This is a genomic window from Polaribacter sp. Z014, assembly GCF_023555435.1.
Lineage (GTDB): Bacteria > Bacteroidota > Bacteroidia > Flavobacteriales > Flavobacteriaceae > Polaribacter.
Genome location: NZ_JALCZP010000018.1, coordinates 1 through 17295, shown reverse-complemented (window position 1 = coordinate 17295; position 17295 = coordinate 1). Strand labels below are relative to the sequence as shown.

The 17295-nt window shown below is 30.2% G+C and carries 17 protein-coding genes; 10 read left to right on the top strand and 7 right to left on the bottom strand.

The window, feature by feature from the left end; translation table 11 throughout:
* Positions 1–126 precede the first annotated feature (126 nt).
* From MPF19_RS15310 to MPF19_RS15280, 7 genes are all read left to right on the top strand, one after another.
* Entirely contained in the window at positions 127–3681 is a 3555-nt protein-coding gene (locus MPF19_RS15310; RefSeq protein WP_249988997.1) for a beta strand repeat-containing protein, read from the top strand.
* Between the two features lie 24 nt (positions 3682–3705).
* The gene (locus MPF19_RS15305) at positions 3706–3867 is read left to right on the top strand and encodes a hypothetical protein (protein ID WP_203393197.1); all 162 of its coding nucleotides are present in this window, start codon (positions 3706–3708) and stop codon (positions 3865–3867) included.
* Positions 3868–4145: 278 nt separating this feature from the next.
* Positions 4146–4316, top strand: a complete 171-nt coding sequence (locus tag MPF19_RS15300) for a hypothetical protein (RefSeq protein ID WP_203393198.1) — start codon at positions 4146–4148, stop codon at positions 4314–4316.
* 50 nt (positions 4317–4366) lie between these two features.
* Positions 4367–5284 carry a DUF6895 family protein gene (locus MPF19_RS15295; RefSeq protein ID WP_203393199.1) on the top strand — a complete coding sequence of 306 codons (918 nt, stop codon included), beginning with the start codon at positions 4367–4369 and terminating at the stop codon, positions 5282–5284.
* Between the two features lie 2 nt (positions 5285–5286).
* A complete protein-coding gene (locus MPF19_RS15290) occupies positions 5287–6162 on the top strand; it encodes a hypothetical protein (RefSeq protein ID WP_249988995.1) in 876 nt (291 codons plus the stop codon).
* The gene (locus MPF19_RS15285; RefSeq protein WP_218598144.1) at positions 6128–6742 is read left to right on the top strand and encodes a BUD32 family EKC/KEOPS complex subunit; all 615 of its coding nucleotides are present in this window, start codon (positions 6128–6130) and stop codon (positions 6740–6742) included. Before MPF19_RS15290 ends, MPF19_RS15285 begins: the two co-directional genes overlap by 35 nt.
* A 1-nt stretch (position 6743) precedes the next feature.
* Positions 6744–7505 (top strand): phytanoyl-CoA dioxygenase family protein, encoded by a 762-nt coding sequence (locus MPF19_RS15280; protein ID WP_218598143.1) that lies wholly within the window; start codon positions 6744–6746, stop codon positions 7503–7505.
* On the opposite strand, the gene MPF19_RS15275 is transcribed toward MPF19_RS15280, so the two are convergent.
* The 6 genes from MPF19_RS15275 to MPF19_RS15250 all read right to left on the bottom strand — a co-directional run bounded on the left by MPF19_RS15275 (position 7502) and on the right by MPF19_RS15250 (position 14321).
* Positions 7502–8041 carry a DUF4230 domain-containing protein gene (locus MPF19_RS15275; protein ID WP_249988993.1) on the bottom strand — a complete coding sequence of 180 codons (540 nt, stop codon included), beginning with the start codon at positions 8039–8041 and terminating at the stop codon, positions 7502–7504. The two genes, MPF19_RS15280 and MPF19_RS15275, sit on opposite strands and share 4 nt — an antisense overlap.
* A gap of 171 nt (positions 8042–8212) precedes the next feature.
* Positions 8213–8818 carry a lipoprotein signal peptidase gene (locus MPF19_RS15270; RefSeq protein WP_249988986.1) on the bottom strand — a complete coding sequence of 202 codons (606 nt, stop codon included), beginning with the start codon at positions 8816–8818 and terminating at the stop codon, positions 8213–8215.
* Between the two features lie 43 nt (positions 8819–8861).
* Entirely contained in the window at positions 8862–9440 is a 579-nt protein-coding gene (locus MPF19_RS15265) for a hypothetical protein (protein WP_249988985.1), read from the bottom strand.
* A gap of 144 nt (positions 9441–9584) precedes the next feature.
* Positions 9585–9962 (bottom strand): TraR/DksA family transcriptional regulator, encoded by a 378-nt coding sequence (locus tag MPF19_RS15260; RefSeq protein ID WP_203393206.1) that lies wholly within the window; start codon positions 9960–9962, stop codon positions 9585–9587.
* Positions 9963–9967: 5 nt separating this feature from the next.
* Positions 9968–13375 (bottom strand): isoleucine--tRNA ligase, encoded by a 3408-nt coding sequence (ileS, locus tag MPF19_RS15255; protein ID WP_249988983.1) that lies wholly within the window; start codon positions 13373–13375, stop codon positions 9968–9970.
* A 181-nt stretch (positions 13376–13556) separates the two neighbouring features.
* Positions 13557–14321 (bottom strand): TerB family tellurite resistance protein, encoded by a 765-nt coding sequence (locus MPF19_RS15250; RefSeq protein ID WP_249988981.1) that lies wholly within the window; start codon positions 14319–14321, stop codon positions 13557–13559.
* A gap of 383 nt (positions 14322–14704) precedes the next feature.
* On the opposite strand from MPF19_RS15250, the gene MPF19_RS15245 reads away from it, so the two are divergent.
* From MPF19_RS15245 to MPF19_RS15235, 3 genes are all read left to right on the top strand, one after another.
* Positions 14705–15115 (top strand): BrxA/BrxB family bacilliredoxin, encoded by a 411-nt coding sequence (locus MPF19_RS15245; protein ID WP_249988970.1) that lies wholly within the window; start codon positions 14705–14707, stop codon positions 15113–15115.
* A 94-nt stretch (positions 15116–15209) separates the two neighbouring features.
* Positions 15210–15449 carry a hypothetical protein gene (locus tag MPF19_RS15240; protein WP_249988968.1) on the top strand — a complete coding sequence of 80 codons (240 nt, stop codon included), beginning with the start codon at positions 15210–15212 and terminating at the stop codon, positions 15447–15449.
* 1 nt (position 15450) lies between these two features.
* Positions 15451–16110, top strand: a complete 660-nt coding sequence (locus tag MPF19_RS15235) for an HD domain-containing protein (RefSeq protein ID WP_249988967.1) — start codon at positions 15451–15453, stop codon at positions 16108–16110.
* A gap of 7 nt (positions 16111–16117) precedes the next feature.
* Here MPF19_RS15235 and MPF19_RS15230 read toward each other — a convergent pair whose 3' ends face one another.
* Positions 16118–16987, bottom strand: coding sequence for an AraC family transcriptional regulator (locus MPF19_RS15230; protein WP_203393214.1), 870 nt, complete (start codon positions 16985–16987; stop codon positions 16118–16120).
* Positions 16988–17295 lie beyond the last annotated feature (308 nt).

Sequence of the window (17295 nt, the reverse complement as noted above, 5' to 3'; positions counted from 1 at the left end):
AAACTCTGATGAAATCATCAGGGTTTTTCTTTGTTCAATACAAATTCATCAAAAAACACGTATAAACACCTATAAATTATTTAATCATTAAAAATATATTTGTACTAACCGCTAAAACCAACTATTATGAAAAAAACGACCTTTTTTAAACAGAAAACTATTTACTTTTTATTTTTCTTACTTACTTATAATTTTACCTTTTCACAAAACCAAAACGGAGCTATAGATGCTAAGGGAGACATTATTATTGTTGCTTTAGATAGTACAAATGATGATGGTTTGGCTTTTGTTTTACTAGATGATGCTCCAGCTGGAACAACCATTACATTTGATGATGATGAGTGGAATACTACTGTTTTTAATACTCCAAATGGTGAAGGACAATTAAGATGGGAAAATAACACCGGTTCTACCATTGCTGCGGGTAAATTTATAAAAATAACGAATGCAGATGGTGATGGTATTTCTGTAAACATAGGAAGTATTGCTGAAGTTGAGAGTGGGTTTTTATTAGGAACCACGAATGACCAGGTATATGCTTACACAGGTACACTACGTTCTAATCCTGGAACTTTTTTAACTTTTGCAGGAGCTTTAGCTTTAACAACATATGGTATGCCAACACTTTCTGGAACAGGGTTAACCAATGGTACTAACGCACTTGCTATAGATGATAGTAATTATATAGGTAGGTATACAGGTCCAACTAATTTTGGTGGAGTATCTATTGCTGCAGTTTCTGCAACATTAACCAATCTTTCTAACTGGACTTTTGGACCTTTTACATTTTCAACTCAAGTAATAGGAGATCTTACTGGAAGTGCTTTTGTAAATAATACAGCCCCAGTAATTGGTGCCACATCTGCAGGACAAAATGTAAATGATACTGCTACATTAAATCCTTTTTCTTCAATAACAACATCAGATGCAGATGGAGATAATGTTTCTGCAACTATTACTTTAGACAACAATGCTAAAGGTGTTTTATCTGGTACAGGTTTAACAGGTACAGGACCTTATGCTCTTGCAAGTACTACAACTGCAGACTTACAAGCAAAATTAAGAGCGTTAAGTTTTAACCCTACAGATAATAGAAGTTCAACATCAGAAACTACAACTTTTACAGTTGTTATTAATGATGGCACAGACACAGATACAAACAATGGAACTACTGTTATTTCAAGTGCAGTAGCACCAACAGTAACTAGCGTAAGTGCAACAACTGCAAACGGAACTTATAAAGCAGGCGACAATGTTATTGTAACCGTAACTTTTAATGAAAATGTTACTGTAACTGGTACACCACAAATTACATTAGAAACTGGTACAACAAATAGAACCATAAACTATAATGGTACAGGTAGTGGAACTTCAACTTTACAATTTACATATACTCTACAAGCAGGAGATATAAGTGCAGATTTAGATTATCTAGCAACAAACTCACTTACTGCAGGAACAAGTATTCAAGATGCTGGTGGTAGTAATGCTACATTAACATTACCTACACCAGGAGCAGCAAATTCTTTAGGTGCAAACAAAGCAATTGTTATTGATGGTAATGCACCTTCTACAACAAGCTTCACAAGAAAAACACCAACTACTCAAACTACTAATGCAGATGTCTTAACATTTTTAGTAACTTTTGATTCAGATGTTACAGGAGTTGGAGCAGCGGATTTTGCGGTTTCAGGTCCTTCTGGATCTAGTATTGGTGTAATTCAAGTAACAGCTTCTACTTATGATGTAACTGTATCTGGTGGAAACTTATCAACATTAAATAGTAATGTAGGTTTAAATTTTAGTGGTGGAGTTTCGATTACAGACCTTGCAGGTAATTCTTTACCGAGTACAGAACCAGCTATTGATGAAACATATACTTTAGACAACCTTGCACCACGTATCAGTAGTATCGTTCGTCAAAGTCCAACAACAAGCCCAACAGATGCAGATGCATTGGTATGGGATGTGACTTTTGATGGCGTAGTAAGCAATGTGAGCATAGCAGATTTTACAGCAACAGCAACTACAGCAACTACAACGAGTGTAACAAATCCTAGTGGAAACGTATATAGAGTAACGGTATCTGGCGGAAATTTAGCAGCATTGAATGCTACTGTAACTTTAGGGTTCGCCGGTGGACAGGATATTCAAGATGCTTCAGGTAATGTCTTATCTAATTTAACTCCAACAGGAACGAATAACAATACATTTGTTGTAGACAACACACCTCCAACATATACTTGGACAGGAAGTACCGACAACGATTGGAACACTCCTGGAAACTGGAGCCCTACTACTGTACCTTCTACAAATGCAGATATTACAATTCCAAATGGTTTAACAAATTATCCTACAGCTAATGTTTCTCTGGTATTTAACAGTATGGTTATTAATTCTGGAGCTACTTTTATACCTAATAGTACCGTTTCAGGATCTGTAACTTATAAGAGAAACTTACCGACAACCAATTGGTATTTAGTAGCTTCACCTGTAAATGGAGAAACACAACAAGATGTAATTGCAAATCATACCTTTGCTACAGGTTCTGTTTCTAATATTGGTCTTGGAGGGTATTCGAATACTACTGGACCAGCCTGGAATTATTCTACTGCTGCATCAACTGGTTTTATACCTATTGGTGTTGGTATATCTATGAAATTAGCTGCTCCTGGCGATGTATCTTTTACTGGTGATGTGATTCCAAATAATATTGCATATCCTATTTCACAAGGAACTAGAACTAATTTTAATTTATTAGGTAATCCATATACTGCATATATGAATTCAGCTACATTTGCTACTACAAATACAGCATTACTTACAGAAGAAACAGTTTGGTTATGGAACGGAACTAGTTACGTAACTTATAATGCAGTTAGTCCTATAGAAATTGCACCTGCACAAGGTTTCTTTGTAGAAGCGAGTACTAATAATAATGTTTTATATCAAACAAGTAATAGAAGCCACCAAAATAGTGATACTTTTATGAGACAGACTCCTAAGAGTAATTTTGAATTATCTATAGCAAATAATGATGCTACTGCTTCTACTAAAGTATTTTATATAGAAGGAAAAACTACTGGTTTTGATAATGGGTATGACTCTAAAATGTTTGGAGAAGCAACAACAGAATTTGCTATTTATACAGACTTAGTTACAGAAAGTGTAGGTAATAAATTAGCAATACAAACTTTACCAATTGATAATACTGCTGCAATTTCTGTAGGTTTAATAGCAAATGCTGGTGAAGAAATTACGTTTTCTGCTGAAAGCCTAAACTTACCAGAAGGAACAGAATTATATTTAGAAGATAAAGTTAGTGGTGCGTTTGTTAATTTATCTGAAGGAGATTATAAAACTACTTTAAAAACGGATGCAAATGGTATTGGTCAATTTTACATACAAACAAGTGCTAAAAGTTTAAGTACAGACAATATAAATGCAACGATAGCTAATGTAAATATTTATAAATCTTCTAGTAACCAAGTTACAATTTCAGGTTTAAATTCAGAAGCTACCGTTAGTATATTCTCTTTATTAGGTAAACAAGTACTGAAATCTTCTATTAAAGCTAGTACTGTTAACAAAGTAAGTTTACCAAGTTTAAGTACTGGTGTTTATATTGTTAAAGTAAACTCTGTAAACGGAGAAATTACTAAAAAAATAACTTTAAACTAACACTTACTTTTAAAACAATATATTATGAAAACAAATAATAAAAATGAAATTACTCGTAAGCAAGCAATTAAAAAAATTGGGAATTACGGTAAATACGCTGCTTTAACAGCATTAGGTACTTATCTAATTTTAAACCCACAGAAAGCGCAAGCTTCTAGTCCTGAGGCTCCAGGTGCTGGGTTCTAAAAATAAAGTATTACAGTTGAGGAATTGTAATACTAATTCTAAAAAGGTTGTCAAATTTGGCAACCTTTTTTATTTTAAACTACTTTTTATAAAGGCTGTCAAATTAATTTTTGATAGCCTTTTTTTATATGGGTACTTTCACCCTTTTAGATAAATCAGTATTTGTGCTCTAAAATAAAGGATACTTTCTCGGTAATTTTACAGTGTTCTTAATACCTTTTAAGAATAGCCGAATCCGAAAAGCTATATAGAGTAGGAAATATTTTAAATTATATATTATGAGCACAAATTCAAAACAAGCAGTTTTAGATGCATTAAAAAAAGAAGGAGTGACAAACTTAGAGCAATTTGCAGATTTTGCTTCTAACCTAGCTAGTAAAGGAGACCAAAAAGGAAATCCAATTGTTATGACAGCAATTATTTCTCCAGGATTTTTTGTATCTCACTAATTCTTATAAAGAAGAGTATTCAATAAGAATACTCTTCTTTATTATAAAACATGAAACAACAATTAGAAATATCGATTGATAAAAGTCTTACTTGGATAAATAATAATCTGCATTACTTTAATATAAATAGTAATGATGTAGAAAAAAATCCGAATTTAGATATGCAAAGAAAACGTTTAGGAGAACTTGCAATAACATTGTTAATTCTTAGCAGAAATACTTCTTATAAAGAAGACTATCGAGCAAAAAAAATCATCTCCTTTATAAAAGAAATTTGTAATTCTAAAGATTTTTACAGAGGTATTACAAGAGATCTTAATCTTTTCCCTTTCTATTTAATGTTATACAATGGTTTGTATAGTATGAAAATAGAATTTAAAGACTATAAACAATTATTACAAAACATTATAGATGCAAACTTTATGGATTGCATTGAACGAACTGCTTGGAACCAAATAGATTTTAAATATCAATTAGACTTTGGAGGTTTTAAACATAATATGGCTTCTTATGATCAGATGTACAAAACTTCTAGTTTGTATCACCTTCCAAATTTAATTCACATAAGAGATATTGATGTATATGCTTTAACGCATATTTTATTTCATTTAACTGATTTTGGAAATAAAAATATAGATCATCTTTTAGAAGATAAAAAAGATAAAACAGCCGAACATATTGGTAATTTAATGATAAAATATGCATTAAAGGAAGATTGGGATTTACTAGCAGAACTTTTAATCTGCTGTCATAATCTTAATTACAGAAACCATCCTTTGTTTATAGAATGTTGGCAAAAATTATTAAATGCACAAAATAAGAAAGGTGATTTTACAAGTAGGTATATACAAGAAAAATTGAAAAAAGGAGAAATGGTAAATGATAAAGATGTCTTTGACGTAAACTACCATCCAACTCTAGTTGGCTTATTTGCATGTTTATTAGAACACGAATATTTAATAAATTAATTATGGCGTTTCAAAAAGTACTTAAAAAAGGATTCTATTTTGCAATAAAAAACACAAATAATACGGATAAAGAAACCGCTTTAACAGCAATTATTTTAGCTTCAATTTGTAGTTATAAAGACACAAAAATTCAAAAAGAATTTAAACATTTAATAAAAGAGTTTGAAAAAAAAAGAACTGAAAAAGTTAATCTAAAAAACCTACAATTATTATTACAATATGCAATTGTCTATTTTGAAGTTAATGAAGAATATCCTAAAGGATTAAAAAATTTAATAATTGACTATTATAAGGTTCTTTCTTCTGAAAAAATCACAAAAGAGTTACTTCCCTCTTTTTTACTTTTAACAACTGCAAACAAACAACATATTAGTAGTAAACACGTACCATTCTCTTTAAAAATAGCATCTAATTTTACTACTATGACAAAAAAAGAAATTGGTTTTCTTTTAAATGAAATAGAACAAAAAACATATCATGGTTTAGTTTCTATTACAAACCACCCTTTTAAATTAATTACAATTTTAGAAGCTTTTTTAATAACAGCTTGTAGCGATTATAATTTACAACAAGTAAGTAGAATATTAAATGCTTTATCCTACGTTAATGCTCCAAACTCATTAGCTATAAATACCGCCTTAACTTTTTTAACACACAACCAAAGCACAAATGGTTTTATTGGATACTATGAAAAAGAGTTTTCTTCTTTAGAAAAAAATCAAAAAGTAAATAAAATAGGAATACAATTATCTTCTACCCTACAAACAATTTCTGCAATGCTAACCTATAAAACTGGGTTTCGATTTTATACTTCCTTAGGGAAAAACGATAAACAAAAAAAATATGAGATGGAACTTATACAAACATCCATTAGCTAATACTAATATTAAAAATGGTGCTACAGTTGGCACGTTATTAAGTATTTATATTAGTAATGATAAAAAAACACTTAAACGTGTTTATGATATAAATGGAACAACTGTTTCTGGAAAAAAACCAGTAATAAATTCTGTTTTAGAAATGCAAAAATTATTTGCTAATGAACTGCATTGGTTATCTATTCTTAAAAACAGTAAATATGTTCCTACATTAATTGATTATAATGAGAGTGAAATGAGTATTGTTCAAGAGTTTGTTAACAATGATTTATATACCATTTTAGCAAACAAAGAAAAAATGCCAAAAGATATAGTACAACAACTTGTTGAAATGTATGGTGAGTATCAAAAAAAAGGATTATTTAAAGGAAATGGGGACCCTAGAAATTTAGCAATTAAAAACAATCAACTTATTGCTTTCGATTTTAAATGGGCTAAACAAAGAAGTGAAAAAGGCGTTTTTTATGAATGGATTAGTATGTGTCATTTTTTAAAAAGAATTCACCCTAATCTACTTCAAGAATTAAAAGCAACTTTTAATGATTTCCCTAAAGAAGAAGAACTTCTAAAAATTTATTAAAATGAACAAATCAAATTTACCTTTATCAAAAGAGCAAATAGTTTTTTTTAAAGAAAACGGATATTTAATTTTAGAAGATATTATTGAAAAAAAGATTACTGATACATGGCTTTCTGATTTTGAAAACTATTTCGGACTTGATATTTCAAAACCAACTTCTTATCCTTTAAAAGAGAAAGGAAATGGAAAAAGTGTTAATTTTTTGAAATTTTCTAATAAAAAAATTACAATTAACAATCATCCTAAAATTAAAAAGGCTGTACAACAATTAGCAGGTAAAGCAATAGATGGAGGTATGGAACAATTTATTATCCACGCTCCTAACCCTAAAAAAAAATGGGCACTTCCTAACTTAGCTCATATAGATTTAACTCCTAAAAATTTTAATTGGCGTTTCATGATTGGTTACACCGCTTATGGAACTGAAACAAAAAAAAATGGAGGTTGTTTTATTTTTTGGCCAAAGAGTCATAAAAAAATATGGAAGTTTATAAAAGAGAATCCAAATTATTATTTTGATATTTCAAACCTAACTGCAGATAAAATTCAAGAAAAATACCAAGAAATTGTATCTGGAAAACCAATACAATTTACAGCAAAACCAGGTACTGTTTTATTATGGCATTCTATGCTTCTACACAATGGTTCTATGAATACAAATGCAACACCTAGAATAGGAATATTTGGACGGTTTGGAAAACATTTAAAAGAAAATGAAACTAGAGAAACTTTTAAATCTATGTGGGGAGATTGGTCAATTTAATCTTTAAATTGTTTCGAAAAACCAGAACCCGTATTATCTACAACTTGCCAATCGTAAATTACAGAGAGTTGATAAATTTTAGATAATTCTTCAAAAAGCCTTTCTTTAGCTTTCTTTTTTAAATCAGTTACTTCAATTGTTTGTTTGATTTTCTCAATACTTTTTTGGTTGATTTTATTTAAATCATACTTAGAAAAAGTATTAAACTGACTTTGTTGTAAATCGAAATATTTTACATCAGGAGAAATTACAACTTCTTCTTTTGGTATCTTATTGATGATAATTCTTTTACCAATAGAATCTATTTGAATTTCTAATTTAGATAAATCATATCCAACCTCAACATTGGCATTTACCGTAATAATAGCTTTTTTATCAAAAGAAAGATAGTCGTAAAAATATTTTTTAGAATCTGAATAATTATAAACTTCAGAGAAAGTACCTTTAGAAACAACTAGTTTACTCAAATTCTTAATGGAGGTTACCACAACTTGTATTTCCTCTTTTTCGTGTGTTGCCTCCTTTTTATTGCACAAAAATTTAGCAAATATAAATCCCAAAAGAAAAATAGTAAGATATTTAAGATAACGCATAATTTTAGACTTTTTGAGAAATTAAAAAAACATCATCAACAGACAACTTTAAAACCTTTGAAACCTTAAATACAAATAAATCTTTGCGAAAACTCTGTAATCTTCATGAAACAACTACTCCACTTCCTTTGGAAAAGCTTGTTTGCTAAAAAGAAACAATAAAACAACGCCAATACTTATAAAAGCATCTGCAGGATTAAAAATATATTGAAAAAAGGTATACATTTCTCCTCCAATAAAAGGAATCCAATCTGGTAAAACACCTTCCCATAAAGGAAAATAAAACATATCTACTACTCTACCATGAAATAATTCTCCATAAGGTTGGTCTGCAAAAAGTGTTGCTACTTTATTATTAGATCCATCAAAAACAACTCCATAAAAAACAGAATCAATGATATTACCCACTGCACCAGAAAAAATTAAAGCAATCGCAATAATTACGGCATTGTGTACTCTTCTTTTTATATTTTGCCATAACCAATAGATAATTCCAGTTACAGCAACGAGTCTAAACAAGGTTAAAAAAAGTTTACCTGCTCTACCGCCAAACTCAAAACCCATTGCCATTCCGTTATTTTCTGTAAAATGGATTTTAAACCAATCGAAAACCACCACTTCCTCACCTAAGATAAAGTGTGTTTTTACATATATTTTTATAACTTGATCTAAAATAATAGCAATTAAAATAGTTAGAATAGCAAGACTCTTTTTTGACATTTTTATTTAATTTGTACGCACAAAAATAACAATATTATTGTGTTTATTGGGCTGTTAAGAAAATATTAGCTTTAATAGAATTTATACTAATTTCTTTATCAGATTTTTCTACTAATTTTTGATAGCTTTTTTCAAAAAAAACATCGTTAATTTTAATTTTACCTTTTTTAGAAACAACATCAATATTTGTACTATTTATGGATGCGTATAGGTTTCCTGAATACATTTTTACAAGTAAATCTGCCTTTACTTTATGTAAATTTAAAATCCCTTTTTCAATAAATATTTTTAAATCTCCTTTATAACTTTTAGCTTCAATATTTATTTCATCACCAAAAATAGTAAGGTCTTTATTATTTGGAATTTTTATAATGGCACTTGCTCTATGCAATCTTTCTGTAATAAACTTTCTAAAAATTTTCTCTTCTAATATAATTTCGGGTATGTTAAACTGAATCTTTACCATATTATATTCTTCCTTATACAGAATATGTTGTTCTGCTACGTTTTCTGCTATCAAATAAATTTCCACAAAATTAGAATCCGAATTTTCTATCACTAAATTATCTAACCCTAGTGTAGAAATTTCTATTTCTTTTAACTGGGTTTCAAAATTTTTCATGACTTTTTTCTGCGATAAAATCACAGTAGAAATCAATAAAAAGAAAAAACAAATTTTCGACTGCGCTCGAACCAACATTACGTAAAAAATTAAAAAAAAAGCTTCTTAAAAAAGAAGCTTTTAAATTATTCTATAAATTAAGTATTATTGTTTACGTTTCGCTTCTATACTTAACGTTGCATGAGGCACTATTCTTAAACGTTCTTTCTGTATTAATTTACCTGTTACTCTACAAACACCGTACGTTTTATTTTCTATACGTAATAAGGCGTTTTTTAAGTCTCTAATAAATTTTTCTTGTCTTATAGCTAACTGAACATTTGCTTCTTTGTTCATTACTTCAGAACCTTCATCAAAAGACTTAAATGAATGAGAAGTATCGTTTGTACCGTTATCTGAATCATTTTTATAAGCAGCTTTTAACAAAGCTAAATCTTCTTGTGCTCTCGCTATTTTTTTTTCTATAATTGCTTTAAACTCTTGTAAGTCTTCAGCTGAATATTTTAGTTTTACTTCTGACATAAATCCTACATTTTTTCGATTAATATTCTACTTTTTATGGTATCAAACTCAATTTCTGTACCATCTTTTAATTCATCAACAAAAACCAATTCCTTAGTTAATGTTTCACTCATTATGTAGTCTTTATTATCCGTGATAGATTTTTGTAAGTTCTCGAAATTTAAAACCGTTAATTTTATTCTATCTGTTACTTCTAAACCTGTGTCTTTACGTGCATTTTGGATTCTGTTTACCAATTCTCTGGCAACTCCTTCTTTACGCAATTCTTCTGTTATGGTAACATCTAAAGCTACTGTTAACGCTCCTTCATTTGCAACTAACCACCCTTCTATATCTTTAGATGATATCTCTACATCTGAGAGTTCTAAAATAATGCTTTTTCCATTAATGTTTAGAGAAATGTTTTTATCTTTCTCTATTTTGTTAATATCTTCTTGGTTAAATTTCTGCACCTCAGCAGCAATAAAACGCATGTCTTTTCCAAACTTTGGACCTAATGTTTTAAAATTAGGTTTAATTTGTTTGATTAAAATATCTGAAGCATCATCTAAAATTTGAATCTCTTTAATGTTTACTTCATTTTTAATAAGGTCTGCAACCGCTAAAATTTCTTCTTTCTGTTGTGCATTATCAACAGGAATCATAATTTTTTGTAATGGCTGACGCACTTTAATCTTTTCTTTTGCTCTTAGTGATAAAACTAAAGAAGATATAATTTGTGCATTTTCCATTTTACGCTCTAAGCTCTTATCTACAAAACTGGCATCGTACACTGGGAAATCTGATAAGTGAATACTTTCTGATGTTTCTTTACCAGTTACAGAGTTTAAATCTTGATACAATCTGTCCATAAAGAATGGTGCAATTGGTGAAGCTAATTTTGCAATCGTATTCATACAAGTGTATAAAGTTTGATATGCAGAAATTTTATCTGTTTCGTAAGTTCCTTTCCAAAAACGTCTTCTACTTAAACGCACATACCAGTTACTTAAGTAATCTTGCGTAAAATCTGATATTGCTCTTGCAGCTCTTGTTGGCTCATATTGTTCATAGAATTTATCAACCTTATTAATTAAAGTATGTAATTCTGATAAAACCCAACGATCTATTTCTGGTCTTTCTTCTAAAGGAATATCTGCTTCTTCATAAGAAAAGTTATCAAGGTTAGAATATAAAGTAAAGAACGAATAGGTGTTGTATAAAGTTCCGAAGAATTTACGTTTTACCTCTTCTATTCCGTCTAAATCAAACTTTAAATTATCCCAAGGATTTGCGTTTGCAATCATATACCAACGCGTTGCATCTGCACCATACGTAGATAATGTTGTAAAAGGATCTGTTGCGTTTCCTAAACGTTTAGACATTTTATGTCCGTTTTTATCTAAAACCAACCCGTTAGAAACTACGTTTTTATACGCTACAGAATCAAAAACCATCGTTGCAATTGCATGCAATGTATAAAACCAACCTCTGGTTTGATCTACTCCTTCTGCTATAAAATCTGCAGGGAAAGATTCGTTTCCATCAATTTTTTGTTTGTTTTCGAATGGATAATGCCATTGTGCATAAGGCATAGAACCAGAATCGAACCACACATCAATTAAATCGCTTTCACGTTTCATTGGTTGTCCCGATGCTGAAACTAAAACAATTTCATCTACAATATTTTTATGTAAATCTATTTTAGCGTAGTTTTCTTCGGAATTATTATCAACTTCAAAATCTTCAAAAATATCTTTTGCTAAAACACCAGCTTCTACAGCCTTTGCCATTTCTTCTTTTAATTCCTTTACAGAACCCACACAAATTTCTTCTTTACCATCTTCTGATCTCCAGATTGGTAATGGAATTCCCCAATAACGAGAACGAGATAAATTCCAATCGTTTGCATTTGCCAACCAATTACCAAAACGTCCAGTTCCTGTAGATTCTGGTTTCCAGTTAATGGTTTTATTTAGCTCGTGCATTCTATCTTTTACATCAGTTACTTTAATAAACCAAGAATCTAATGGATAATATAAGATTGGTTTATCTGTACGCCAACAATTTGGGTAACTGTGTTTATATTTTTCAACCTTAAAGGCTTTATTTTCTGTTTTTAACTTAATAGCTAGTTCAACATCAATAGATCTTTCTGGCGCTTCACCATCATTATAATATTCGTTCTTTACATATTTACCTGCAAACTCGCCCATTTCTGGTCTAAATTTACCTTGTAAATTTACTAAAGGAACTAAATTATCATTTTCATCTTTTACCAACATTGGTGGAATTGGTGGTACTGCTTGTTTGGCAACCATTGCATCATCTTGACCAAAAGTTGGTGCTGTATGTACTATTCCTGTTCCGTCTTCTGTTGTCACAAAATCTCCAGCAATGACTCTAAAAGCGTCTTGCGGATTGTCGTTTGGTCTACAATAATCTAAAACTGGTTCGTATTTAATATCAACTAAATCTTTACCAATAAATTCTTTTATAACGTGATAAGGTATTTTTTTATCACCAGAATTATATGTTGATAATTCCTCAGTAGTTTCAACCTCAACATTATTTTTACCTGCAAATTGTTTTCCAACTAATTTTTTAGCTAAAATTACTTTGATAGGTTCAAATGTATATTGATTAAAAGTTTCTACTAAAACATATTCAATTTTAGGTCCAACTGTTAATGCAGTATTAGATGGCAATGTCCAAGGAGTTGTTGTCCAAGCGATAAAATAAACCGTTCCTTCGTTTTGCAAAAAGTCTGGTAATGTATTTTCTACAGCTTTAAACTGCGCAACAACCGTTGTATCTGTTACATCTTGATACGTACCAGGTTGATTCAATTCATGAGAACTTAAACCTGTACCCGCTTTTGGCGAATAAGGCTGAATTGTATACCCCTTGTAAATTAATTCTTTGTTGTAAATCTGTTTTAGCAACCACCAAACAGACTCCATATATTTAGGTTCATACGTAATATATGGATCTTCCATATCTACCCAATAGCCCATTTTATTGGTTAAGTCATTCCATATACCAGTGTAACGCATTACTGCTTTTCTACAAGCTGCGTTATAATCTTCTACAGAAATGGTTTTTCCAATATCTTCTTTGGTAATTCCTAATTCTTTTTCTACGCCCAATTCTATAGGTAAACCATGAGTATCCCAACCAGCTTTACGCTTTACTTGGTAACCTTTCATAGTTTTATATCGTGGAAAAATATCTTTAATAGCTCTTGCTAAAACGTGGTGAACTCCTGGAAGTCCGTTTGCAGAAGGAGGTCCTTCAAAAAATACAAAAGGTTTTGCATTTTCTCTAGAAGATACACTCTTTTCGAAGATGTTATTTTCTTGCCAATAGCTTAAGATTTCTTCTGCTACTTTTGGTAAGTCAAGTCCTTTATACTCAGGAAATTTCGCTTTCATTTTCTGTCTTTTCTAATAAGATTGCGAAATTAAGGATTTTCTTCTAATTTTTGAGTTTGTTTGTGAAGAAGTTACAAAGCATAAAAAAAGTTACAAAGTTGCAAAGAAACAAAAGACTAAACTTAGAAACTCTGCAACTTTGTAACTCTGCGACTATGTTACTTTTAATCTGTTACTCTTATTACAGACCACGTTCATTTTTTATCTTTTCATACGCTGCTTGTATGCTTTGAAATTTTTCATTGGCACCTTTTAAATGCTCTTCTCCTAAACCTTGTAATTTATCTGGATGGTATTTTTTTACCATTTTTCTATAACCACTTTTCACCTCTGCATCTGTAGCTGTTTTTTCTAGATCTAAAATTTTATAAGCATTCTCTGAAGCATCATAAAACATAGCTTTTATAGATTCAAAATCGCCTTGGTTAATGTATAGATAACCTGCCATTTTACGTATTTCTTCTACCTCTGGCTCCGATACATTTCCATCTGCTTTTGCAATACCAAACAAAAAGTGTAATAATTGCAAGCGAGATGCATGCGACATATTTTGTCTAATTTGTATACAAACTTGGCGTGCAGAAACTTCCTTTTTTATAATTCCGCTAAAAAGTTTAAAAGCATTATTGGCTCTTTCTTTACCGTACATTCCAACAAATTGAGATCTTACAAAGTCTAATTCTCGTTGATCTACTTTTCCGTCAGATTTTATAACGATAGATGCTAAAACGAGTAAACTCATTTCAAAATCTCCAGATTGTGTGTTTGCAGAACTTCTACGAGTACCTGATTGTCTACTTCTTTCGTAATCTATTTGTTCTTGATTTAAATCTTTTTCTGAAAAACCATCTACAAAACTACCTACTGCAAAACCAATGGCTGCACCTATTGGACCACCAAAAGTAAATCCTAAACCTGCTCCTAACCATTTTGTAAAACTTCCCATTTTTTATTTTTTTGAAGTGGCAAAGTTACAAAGTTTCAAAGAAACATAAACTTATAGTTTTGAAAATTGGATTGTTTGATTTTTAGAAGTATTTGCACTGTAACTTTATTGCTTTTTTTCTTTGCAACTTATCCGCATGAAGGATTGAAGCATTTGTTTGAGCTCTTTTTTGTTTTTCTCAAAAAAAGCGAGTGCGGAAAGCCTGACGATTTTTAAATAAAAGTGTAGTGTAAACGGAACTTTTATTTAAAAATGGGCATGCCCAAAAAGAAGTACTATTTATAGAGTATCAATTTTATTGATATTTCTATTGAAACTAGCATTTTTAGGATATTGAATTTTGTTAAACAAATACTTATCTTTGCATTTTAAATTTAGAAAATATGTATCCAGAAGAATTAGTAAAACCAATGCGCGATGAGTTAATTAACGCAGGTTTTGAAGCATTATATACCAGTGAAGACGTTGTAAACGCAATGGCTAAAGAAGGAACAACTTTAGTTGTGGTAAACTCAGTTTGTGGTTGTGCAGCAGGTACTGCAAGACCAGGAGCAGTTGCCTCTTTAGGTGCAGATAAAGTACCAACAAACTTAACTACTGTTTTTGCAGGTGTAGAAAAAGAATCTACGCAAAAAGCACGTGAGTTTATGGTTCCTTTTCCTCCATCATCGCCAGCAATTGCATTGTTTAAAGACGGGAATTTAGTACACATGTTAGAACGTCATCATATTGAAGGTAGATCTGCACAAATGATTGCACAAAATTTAGCACAGGCTTACGAAGAGTTTTGTTAAGCTAATAAAAAGAATACTTTTTTTGATTGAAGAATCAAATTTTAAATCCACGTTTATTGACGTGGATTTTTTATTTTTATATAAAATTTTAAATATGGCATCCTTATTTTCTACCTATAGCACAGAAGAACTTTTAAAGAAATTGAAAAAGCAAAAAATGATTCTTATCATTCAAATAATTGTAGTTGCTTTAATGTTGGTATTTGCTGTATTTTCTACGATTGAAAAAGGTATTTCTTTTCAAACCTTTATACCACTGTTCTTTGCACCAATGATTTTTGTAATGCTTTATGAAGTAAAAAAACTAAAACAAGAAATCGCTTTAAGAAAATAATATGAATCAAGAGAAAGTTATTGAAAATACCATTCAATTTGTAAAAAAGGAATTAAAAAATGCCGAAGGCGGACACGATTGGTTTCATATAGAACGCGTATATAAAAATGCTGTTTTAATTTCTAAAGATGAAAATGTAGATGCTTTTTTGGTTTCTTTAGGTGCTTTATTACACGATATTGCCGATCCTAAGTTTTATAATGGTGATGAAACTGTTGGACCAAAAATAGCCACTGAATTTCTAGAACAACAACAGGTAGATAAAGAAATTATTAACCATGTTATTAATATTATAAAACATATTTCTTTTAAGAATTCTTTTGATAAAACGGGTAAGAAATTTACTTCTAAGGAGTTAGAAGTTGTGCAAGACGCAGATAGATTAGACGCTATTGGAGCAATAGGTATTGCACGTTGTTTTAATTATGGTGGCTTTAAAAACAGACCACTTTATGATCCGGAAATTGCACCTAATTTAAACATGACAAAAGAAGAGTATAAAAATTCTTCTGCACCAACCATTAATCATTTCTATGAAAAATTACTTTTATTGAAAGATAAAATGAACACTTCTTCTGGCCAACGAATCGCTGCAGATAGACATTCTTTTATGGAAACGTTTTTAAAGCAATTTGATGATGAATGGAACGGTAGTAAATAAATTTTTCTTATTGCACCAAACTAATCATTTCACTTCTATATTTTGATGCTGATTTACCTGTAAATTCTTTAAACAATTTATTAAAGTGAGAAAAGTTATTAAAACCACATTCAAAACAAATATCTGTTATACTTGTCTGACTTTCTGATAGTAATTTAGTTGCATGTACAACTCGGTATTCATTTACCAATTTTGTAAACGTTTTACCGGTTGTTTTCTTGAAAAATCTACAAAACGCAGGAACCGTCATACTAACTAGGTCAGAAATTTCATCTAAACTAATGTGTTGATTAAAATTCTCGTTTATATGTTTAAAGATAACATCTATTTTACTACTGTCTTGTGGTTGTGTTTCAAATGCAAAACCATCTGCATTTAATAGAACATAATCTTCAGACTTAGAAAGAGTATGTAATATTTCTAACAAAATTAAAATTTGTTTGAATCCTTTTTTTTCTGATAACCTCTCTATCCTTGGACCTAGTTTTTGTTTTGTTTTTACACCAAAAAGAATTCCTTTTTTTGCTTTTTCAAACAAAATACTAATCGGTTTCATTTCTGGTACTTCAAAAAAATCTTCTCCTAAAAAATCTGGTTTAAACTGTACTAATGTTTCAGATCCGTTAGTGGTTAGCCTATCTGTAAAACCATTATGTGGCAAATTAGAACCTATTAATAATAACTGACTATTATTAAAGTAAGATAAATGATTACCAATATGTCTTTTCCCCTTTCCTTTATTCACATAAACTAATTCGATTTCTGGGTGAAAATGCCAGAATGCCTTTATTTGCTTTAAAAACTCTGTATGTTTTTTTACAAGTATTGAGCTTCCAAAATCTGGACTAATTTTCTCTAAAGTGGGTTTCACATTCATAATATAGTACTATTGAGCTGCAAATTTACGACACTAAACCCTAAAAACGTGTATAAAATTAACAAAATTATACGCTATATTAACTTTACTTTGTTTTTACATATAAATAACAGATAATTTAGCATATAAACTTACCAATTTTGATGTTTTTAGACTAAAACTTCTGCCATAAATTTGCAGTGTTATTAATCATATAAATGACAAATAAAATGGAAATTAAGAAAATAATATTAGTTGCTTTAATGTTCGGAACATTAATAACTAACGCAAACGACAAAGATAATACCAACTCTAAAGAAGCTAAGAGA

What these genes read in the sequence shown, in the direction of transcription:
- MPF19_RS15310 (WP_249988997.1), top strand. Translation starts at nt 127, where the DNA reads ATGAAAAAAACGACCTTTTTTAAACAGAAAACTATTTACTTTTTATTT.
- MPF19_RS15305 (WP_203393197.1), top strand. Translation starts at nt 3,706, where the DNA reads ATGAAAACAAATAATAAAAATGAAATTACTCGTAAGCAAGCAATTAAA.
- MPF19_RS15300 (WP_203393198.1), top strand. Translation starts at nt 4,146, where the DNA reads ATGAGCACAAATTCAAAACAAGCAGTTTTAGATGCATTAAAAAAAGAA.
- MPF19_RS15295 (WP_203393199.1), top strand. Translation starts at nt 4,367, where the DNA reads ATGAAACAACAATTAGAAATATCGATTGATAAAAGTCTTACTTGGATA.
- MPF19_RS15290 (WP_249988995.1), top strand. Translation starts at nt 5,287, where the DNA reads ATGGCGTTTCAAAAAGTACTTAAAAAAGGATTCTATTTTGCAATAAAA.
- MPF19_RS15285 (WP_218598144.1), top strand. Translation starts at nt 6,128, where the DNA reads ATGAGATGGAACTTATACAAACATCCATTAGCTAATACTAATATTAAA.
- MPF19_RS15280 (WP_218598143.1), top strand. Translation starts at nt 6,744, where the DNA reads ATGAACAAATCAAATTTACCTTTATCAAAAGAGCAAATAGTTTTTTTT.
- MPF19_RS15270 (WP_249988986.1), bottom strand. Translation starts at nt 8,818, where the DNA reads ATGTCAAAAAAGAGTCTTGCTATTCTAACTATTTTAATTGCTATTATT.
- MPF19_RS15265 (WP_249988985.1), bottom strand. Translation starts at nt 9,440, where the DNA reads ATGAAAAATTTTGAAACCCAGTTAAAAGAAATAGAAATTTCTACACTA.
- MPF19_RS15260 (WP_203393206.1), bottom strand. Translation starts at nt 9,962, where the DNA reads ATGTCAGAAGTAAAACTAAAATATTCAGCTGAAGACTTACAAGAGTTT.
- ileS (WP_249988983.1), bottom strand. Translation starts at nt 13,375, where the DNA reads ATGAAAGCGAAATTTCCTGAGTATAAAGGACTTGACTTACCAAAAGTA.
- MPF19_RS15250 (WP_249988981.1), bottom strand. Translation starts at nt 14,321, where the DNA reads ATGGGAAGTTTTACAAAATGGTTAGGAGCAGGTTTAGGATTTACTTTT.
- MPF19_RS15245 (WP_249988970.1), top strand. Translation starts at nt 14,705, where the DNA reads ATGTATCCAGAAGAATTAGTAAAACCAATGCGCGATGAGTTAATTAAC.
- MPF19_RS15240 (WP_249988968.1), top strand. Translation starts at nt 15,210, where the DNA reads ATGGCATCCTTATTTTCTACCTATAGCACAGAAGAACTTTTAAAGAAA.
- MPF19_RS15235 (WP_249988967.1), top strand. Translation starts at nt 15,451, where the DNA reads ATGAATCAAGAGAAAGTTATTGAAAATACCATTCAATTTGTAAAAAAG.
- MPF19_RS15230 (WP_203393214.1), bottom strand. Translation starts at nt 16,987, where the DNA reads ATGAATGTGAAACCCACTTTAGAGAAAATTAGTCCAGATTTTGGAAGC.